General features: G+C 51.6%; 1 protein-coding gene. It reads right to left on the reverse strand.

Features of this window, described 5'->3' with window-relative positions:
* Positions 1–194 precede the first annotated feature (194 nt).
* Entirely contained in the window at positions 195–7595 is a 7401-nt protein-coding gene (locus AB1797_11250; protein ID MEW5768176.1) for an Ig-like domain-containing protein, read from the reverse strand.
* Positions 7596–7910: the final 315 nt, after the last annotated feature.

Genomic DNA, 7910 nt, shown 5'->3' on the forward strand with positions numbered 1-7910 from the left:
TTGCTTTTCCAACCTCGGGGCTTCCTCCGAGGCGTTACCGGTTGCTTGTGGTAGAGACAAAACTGCTCTGGGCTCTAAAAGTGTAAACCGATCTCTCCCTTCTCAAGTAGCGATTTGAAACGATGCCCTTATTTCTGAATCACAGCTTACATTTCTCAACCTCGTAGGAACATGGGGGATGTAGATAAAGTTTCTTACCTGCCTTGGATAATCACCAATCGGCCGGCTCGCCGGGCCTTTCCGTCGGATAACCGGTAGATGTAAACCCCACTGGCCAACCTCTCCTGGTTGACCCACCACCGCCATCTACTTTCCGAGGGCTCGACCGCCTTAACCAATTGTCCGGCCAGATTAAAGATATGAATCTTTATCCCTTCCTTGAGACCTTCAAATACAATGGCTTCGTGTTTGGAGGAGGTAAACAAGGTGGGATAAATGATTATCTTGCTTAAATCATCAGCGGGTAGGGGGACATATTCGGCTATCCGGAAAACTGAGAGATGCGAAACTTCAGCGGTGAGGGTGTGCTTATCCCTGTCTCTGTTTACTATGCGGCCGGCCATAACCCACTGCGCCCTCTCAAGACGATAAATCAAGAGATCAAACTCGTTGATCGGCAAATCAACCGGATAAGGAATAGTGACCCTGACCGGATGATTAAACCCATCGGAAGGGATGGTTTCCCCCTCCTCGCCTATTACCCGGTACCCCCTGACACTTTCCGGCACCAGATAGCCGATAGACGGATCTGATTCAGCCGCTCTGTCGGCTGTCTCTACCTCAAGTGAAGATGGAGAGATGTCCATAAACAGGGTTACTTGTTCCTCAAAGGTCCCGGCAGGGATTTCTAAGCCGGTTCCGTCCGGCCGGGTGATAATGTTTTCTTCAGTCGGGTCCGTAAAGATAATATCGCTTACCACCACCGGCGGGGTTTGGTTCCCAACCATATCCTCGATCCCATCCACCTTCAGGATATAGGCTATGTCAGTCCTCATCCCTTCAACTTCAAGATGCACCAGCCCGGAATTATTTTCATCAAGATAACTTGCCGTCATCAGGTGGGTGACCGTGGGGGTATCCGCTTCCGTCACTGTGAAAACAGCCTCTTTTAGCTTTAGGGGTAGATTTTCCTCAGCCATGTAAAGCCTGAACCCATCCTGATTGGCCGTGACCCATTCCAGATGCGGCGGGGTGTGATCCACCCGGATAAGACCGGGAGAAAGGGAGAGGGAAGTAAACCGGCCATCGCTTATCTCGGCTGACAGCCGATATTCCCCCTCTTTTACCCCTGAGGTATCCCAGAGGTAACTATCTGTTTCCTCATCCTCACTCAAACCGGAGATGATTAGATTGCGGATTTCGGATTTCGGATTTCGGATTGTTCTGATTTCGGAGGACGGATTTCGGATGGCGGGTTTGAGATTGGAGACCTCACTTTGATAAAAAAGGGAGATGATGGCATCATTGTCCGAATCCTCATCATCCCATCTGATCTGGTAACTATCCTTAACCACTACCCCTTCAGCCGGCGGGGTGAGCAGGGTAATAGTGGGGGCATCCTCGATGGGTTCAGTCTGCTCCGGGCTGAGCGTAACATTGCCGGCGCCATCCTCGACCTTGATCTGATAGGTTAACTCTTGGCCGGCCACAGACTCCCACCCTCCATCCGGCGCCGCCATCTGAAATCCGCCCTCCGAAATCGGAACAATCCGCAATCCGCAATCCGCCACGGGTAGTTCCGTCATCCGCCATCCGCACTTCGCCATCTGAAGATCCGCCCTCCCTGAGCCGCCTTCATCCACCACGGTCACCTTGATAATTAAGTCTCCCTCAAAATGTTCGGTCAGGTCTTCTGGTTCCTGACTAATCTCGATAATAGTGGGAGCGGTCTTATCCAGGCCGATCCCTTCTATCCTTTGGGGGGCCTCTTGGTGACCGGTATAATCCACCGCCCAATAGACCAGGATGTTGTCCGCGCCTTCGGTAGTGATAAAGGGTTGCCCGTCCAGGCTCACCCTCTTTCCCTGGCCATCATTAATCTGGTAGTAAATATCTTCCACCCCGCTGCCCTGACCATCATCGGCCGTCAACTCGATGATAAAATCTTGCCGACGCCAGCCAGGCTCATAGTCAGCCGCTGTGGCCGGGGCCTGGTTATCGACCTTGATCGATTTTTCCGCCCAGACGGAATAGGCCCCTTCATCATCCCTGGCCCTGGCCCTCAGGATGACATTGGAATTTAGCCCCTGGGCCGGAAGGCTGTGCCAGTTCATATAGTAGGGTGGTGAAGTAATCGGACTACCTGAGACTTCCTGCCAGTTCAGGCCATTATCCAGAGAGACCTGGATAAAGACCCGGTCTATTTTTCCATCCTGATCTCGGCAGTCAAACTCCAGTTTCAATTCGCCTCCCAGCCAGGCATTACCTTCCGGCTGAATCCAACTACAGTGAGGAGGGTCATTTATATCATCGACCAGTTCTTCCTTAGTAGAACTGAAGATGATATTTCCGGCCTGGTCGGTGGCCCTGACCTGATAGAAAAGAACCTCACCTCTAACCCCGTCCCAGGTGGAATTAGGTTCAGGGATATCGAAGGCCTGTTTCTCTTCAGTCATCGCCGAAAATTCAGACCAGGCTCCCTCTCCCATCTTGTAGGCCAGTTCTACTCGGTCGAGGCCGCTTCCACCCTCATCCCCAACTTCGACCTTAATCCGGAAAGCCCCAGCGCTGTCCTCGGTGAGATCCATTGGATCAGTCAAGAATGCCCCGATCTCTGGAGGTGTTGGGTCATATCTCAATTCGACCGAAGCCGTCTCACGGTAATCAAGCTGTCCCAGGGCATCCTCTAACCAGAGATAGAGCTTCTGGCCACCCGGCTGAGTAGAAAGGGTCTTGAAGGGATGAAGGGTAGTTGATTCGCCCTCGTCTTTACTTTCCGGTGGTGAGCCAAGTTGGTAATGAGCATAGCCAATGCCGGAGAGATCGGTCGGGTCAATCCAGTCGATGATAAAGCGGCTGGAATTCTTCCAGGGACTGGGGTTTTCACCATCTGCGGTCAAGGCAAGGGGCGGAGGCGGAGGACTCTTGTCCAACTTAATTCCGGTCAATATTTGGGAAGATGCCTGATTGCCTACCTGATCTACGCTCCAGTATTCCAGGATATTATTATCATGCTCCGTAGTGATGAGAGGCTGTCCATGGGCGGCGATATTTTTCTTCTCGCCTCCATTGAGCCGGTAATAAATCGCTGCTACTCCGCTTCCCTCTCCATCTTCAGCCGTCAGGGTGATAGTGAAATTCTGGGTATGCCAGGCGCCGTCATAATCATGGGAGGTAGCCGGAGCTTCATTGTCTATCCTGATCTGAACCTCATCATAGTTAGAATAGGCCCCTTCATTATCCCGGCTTCTAACCCTAATCTTAACCGTTGCTTTTACGCCGGTCTCTGGTTGACTATCCCATTCTATTTGATAAGGCGGTCTGCTTACCAGAGGCAAATCAACCCATTCTTCGGCAAGAAGATAAGCGAATTCCACGCCGGCTATCTCTCCGTCAGAATCAATGGCCTCAGCCGAGAGGGTTATTTCACCCCCATACCAATTATCCGCCACCGGGGTGATTAACCGGCAGAAGGGAGGATCATTGATGGAATCAATAAGTTCTTCCTGCTCCGGACCTTCGATCACCCTTCCGGCTACATCCGCTGCCTTGACCTTAAAGCTTATGGTCTCGCCCCGATAATCATCCCACAACCCTGGTTCAGGAATGGAAAAGAAATACCTTTTGCCGCCCTGAGAGGTCATATCTTCCCAACCATCGTAAGCCTGGCTGAATCGGTAATCAAATTGGGGAGTTCCTGAAAAACCGCTCAGGGTATCAGTTACCGAGACATAGACGGTTAAAGGGCCAATCGAGTCTTCGATTAAATTAGGCGGATATTTTTGCCAATCGCTGATAACCGGCGGGGTCAGGTCTAATTTTATCCCGCTAAGAGAATTTAGCGACTCCTGGTTGCCTAACTTATCTATGCTCCAGTAACTAAGCCGGTTATCTGTCCCTTCCAAATCAATGAGAGGTTGGGTATCGTGCCTCTCTGTCCCGCTGTTTATCCGGTAGGTGGTGGTTTCAACCCCCGACCCATTTCCATCTGTGGCTACCAGGAAGATGGAGAAGACTTCTGAGTGCCAGACATCCTCGTAGACAGCCGTAGTCACCGGAGGCTGATTGTCCACCCAAATGGAGGTAGTATCATATTCTGAAGCCAGTTGGTCTTCGTCTACAGCCCTTACCCGAAGGACGACGCCAGTATCCAGGCTATCTGATGGCTGGCTTGACCAATCCAAAGAATAGACCGTCCCCAAGCCGGCCCTTACCGGGCTTCCGGCACAATCCTCCCAGATCCCTTGCCGGTAGTATTGAAACTCCACCCGGTCAATGGCATTATCCGGATCATCTGCTTCCGTCTGGATTTCAATCACCCCAGCATACCAATCAGGTCCATCCGGATAAATTAACTGGCAGGTAGGCGGATCATTGATGGAGTCGATCAATTCGGTAATCTCCTCAAGGCCTGTATTTCCCGCTACATCAGTGGCCATGATCCTAAGGTAGATGTTTTTCCCCCGCTCATTATCCCATAATTCAGTGGGTTCAGGAATGCTCGCTGACCAGGTATTACCTCCGCCATTATTCATTGCCTCATAACCATCGTAGGCCGCCTCACCTATTCGCCAGTCAAATTCGACCTTGGCTAACCCGCTAAGGGCCTCCTCAATAATCACTATCACATGGAGAGGCCCGATAGTATCTTCAGTTAAATCTTCGGGATCAAGAGACCAAGCGACAATTTGAGGCGAAGTCTTGTCCAGCTTCAGACCGCTCAGCAACTTAGTCGCTTCCTGGTTGCCCATCTGATCTATGCTCCAGTAAATGAAACTATTATCCGCCCCTTCCGTGCTAATAACCGGCCGCCCGTAGACACTTTGGCACTTTGTTTCACCCCCGTTAACCTGGTAGCAGGTGTTCAATACACCCGCGCCGATACCATCGCTCGCCTCCAGAGAGATAGTAATATCAGAGGTATGCCAGGAAGAGGTGTCAGCAGAGGTAGATGTCTCTGGCGGCTGGTTGTCTACCCTGATAACGACTGTATCCCACCCGGAATCAAGGCCGGTCAAGTCCCAGGCCCTGGCCATGAGATAAACCTCTGTGTCTACACCATCAGCCGGGGAGGTGTTCCAGTTAAGTTGATAGGGAAGAGAGGTAACCGGACTTCCCAGCATCTCCTCCCAGGCCTGGCCATCGAGGGAGAAGACAAACTCAACCGAGTCCATAGCCTCATCGTCAGCCGCGTCAGTCGTAATCAGTATTTGGCCTGCCAGCCAGGTAAAGGAATCCGGTGAAGTGATTTGACAGGTAGGGGTGTCATTTACCACTTCAATGAACTCACTTCCTTCTTCGGCCACGGCTTCATTGTCGGCCAGATCCTTACCTCTAACCAGCCAATAAAGGGTTTCTCCCTGATGGTCTGCCCAATCACTGGGCGGTGGAATGGAAAAGGACCAGGTATCCCCTTCGCCTGGAGACATAGCCTCATAGCCATCGTAATTAGTCGAGTCAAGTCTGTAATCCAGTTGAGGTATCCCCGTACCACTCAGGGTGTCACTCACTATCAGGCTAACGGTTAAAGACCCTATGGTCTTTTCGGTCAGGTCAGGGGGGGCAAGGGCATAAGGGCCAAAGACCGGGCCGGTCCTATCCAGCTTAATCCTGATTAGAAGATGATGGGATTCCTCATTACCTACCCGGTCAATGGCCCAGTATTCAAGCTGGTTATCTCCTCCTTCCCCAGAGATTACCGGTTGACCGTGATTAGCCAGATTCTTTTCAGCCCCGCCATTGATTCGGTAGCGGATGTCTGAGTTATCAAGCCCGCTGCCGGAACCATCATTGGCGGTAAGGGTAATGGTGAAATCCTGGTTGTACCAGGCGCCATTGTAGTTGTCCGTGGTCGAGGGTGCCTGGTTGTCTATCTGGATCTGCTGTTCATCATAGGCTGAATAAGCACCTGCATTGTCCTTAGCCCTGGCCCTGATCCAGACCGTGGCATCGACCCCGGTAGAAGGAATGGAGCCCCAGTTGATACTGAAGGGCTGGCTGGTATCGGGGCTGGCGGAACAAGGAGACCAACTGGAATGGTCAAGGGAATAATCGAATTCAACCAGACTAATGGTTCCATCAGGATCGCTGGCCGAGGCAGACAGGGTAATAGTCCCCTTGTACCAGGTAAGAGCGCTTGGCGAGGTGAGGGTGCAGGTAGGGGCGCCGCTGACAATAGTCAAGGTGTCAATCGCCGGGGTGCTGTCTTCGCTTCCGAGGTAAGTGACGGCCTTGACTTCAAAGGTGTAGGTCCCGTTCGCCAGGGTTGGGGGAGTGAAGGAGAAGTTCTCACTTGGCTCATCAAAGGCCCCATCGTTCGCCGTGCTGTTGTTCAACCAACTGCTCCAGCTTCCGGCGTCCAGCCGGTATCTATATTGAACGCCGGAGATATGATCGATATTAATGTCACTTCCTCCGCCTGCTCCGTAGTGGCTATTAGGGTTGTTGTTGGGATAGGCCTCTACAATGGCGGCTGAGCCGCTGTAAGTTGGAGTGGGATCGGTGGTTGGATCAGGGGTAAAGGCGGTCAGATTGGTTTGAGGGGAAAGATCGAAAATGTCTAACACCCCATCGGAATCGCTATCCCGCCAGCCTATTTGTTCCCGGACAGAGGTAGAGACGGCGCCAGTGGTATAGGGGGAGACGCCGCCCCGCATAATACATGCATAGGCAGTTCCGCCATTTTCACAATTGCTGTTGGTTATATTCAGATAGCCGGAACGCTCACTGATGGTGCAGCCGCTTGAGGCATACTGGTCCATGGCGTAAAAGATATGCCCCATCTCGTGAGCGCAGACAGCCGCCATGTTGCCTATCGTATACCCGTTATTATCGTAGGTCATAATCAGATAAGGCCCACCAAGCCAGGCCCAGCCAAAGGTGCCGTCAGTAAATTCACCATCAGCATCATTACTGGAATCGGCGATGAAGACAGTAAAGGCCCAGTCAGTCTGGTAGGTATTCTTGAGCCCGTTGGCATAGGCAAAGACTCGATCCAGGTGATCGCCTGAAGAATAGCCCATATTGGCCATCACATCCGCTACCCAGGTTTGAGCATAATTCTGATCGTGTGTAATAGGTTCATATCTGGTGGAAACCGTGCCTTCGTCTCGATAAATGAAGCTCAGATTAGTATTGGCCGGCGCCCTGGCCACCCACCAGCTAAAGGACTCTATAATTTCTGAGATAACATTATTCCTTTCAGTAGCGGTCCAGTCTTCCGTTGAGGGATCACTACTTCCATTGCTTTCCGGAAAGATGATCCCCACCACCACACGGCCGGCCATATATTCACTGGTTTCTTGTCCTTGCGGGGTCTGAGGCGAACCTTCCTGCCAAGTGGGGGCTTTAGACGGTCTCTTTTGAGGGGGGACAAAGAGGACATCATTAGGGATGGGACCGGGAAGGCGTGGGGCAGGCTTAGCCAGAGCTGGCATAGGAATTAAGGGAATTCCAAGAATGAACCATAATATTAAGCGGAAGGCAACCCTTTTTTTCTTTAGCATAGTTTTATTTTATCATAACTTATTAGCTTTGTCAACCCTGGTTAGCCTTGGTTCCAGCTTATCCAGAGTAGAGAAAGTCTTCAGTTTTCCAGGGACTTTGACGATCTTAATAGTAAAAGCGTAACCGTTCAGGTATAGCTGCACGGATTAGCACGGATAAATAACACAGGACAGAAGGCGGAAGTGTAGGGACAGGGCTTGTCCCTGTCCGTGCTTGTCCATGTCCGTTCCGTAGACGGACAACCA

The organism is bacterium, from assembly GCA_040753085.1.
Classification (GTDB): Bacteria; UBA9089; JASEGY01; order JASEGY01; family JASEGY01; genus JASEGY01.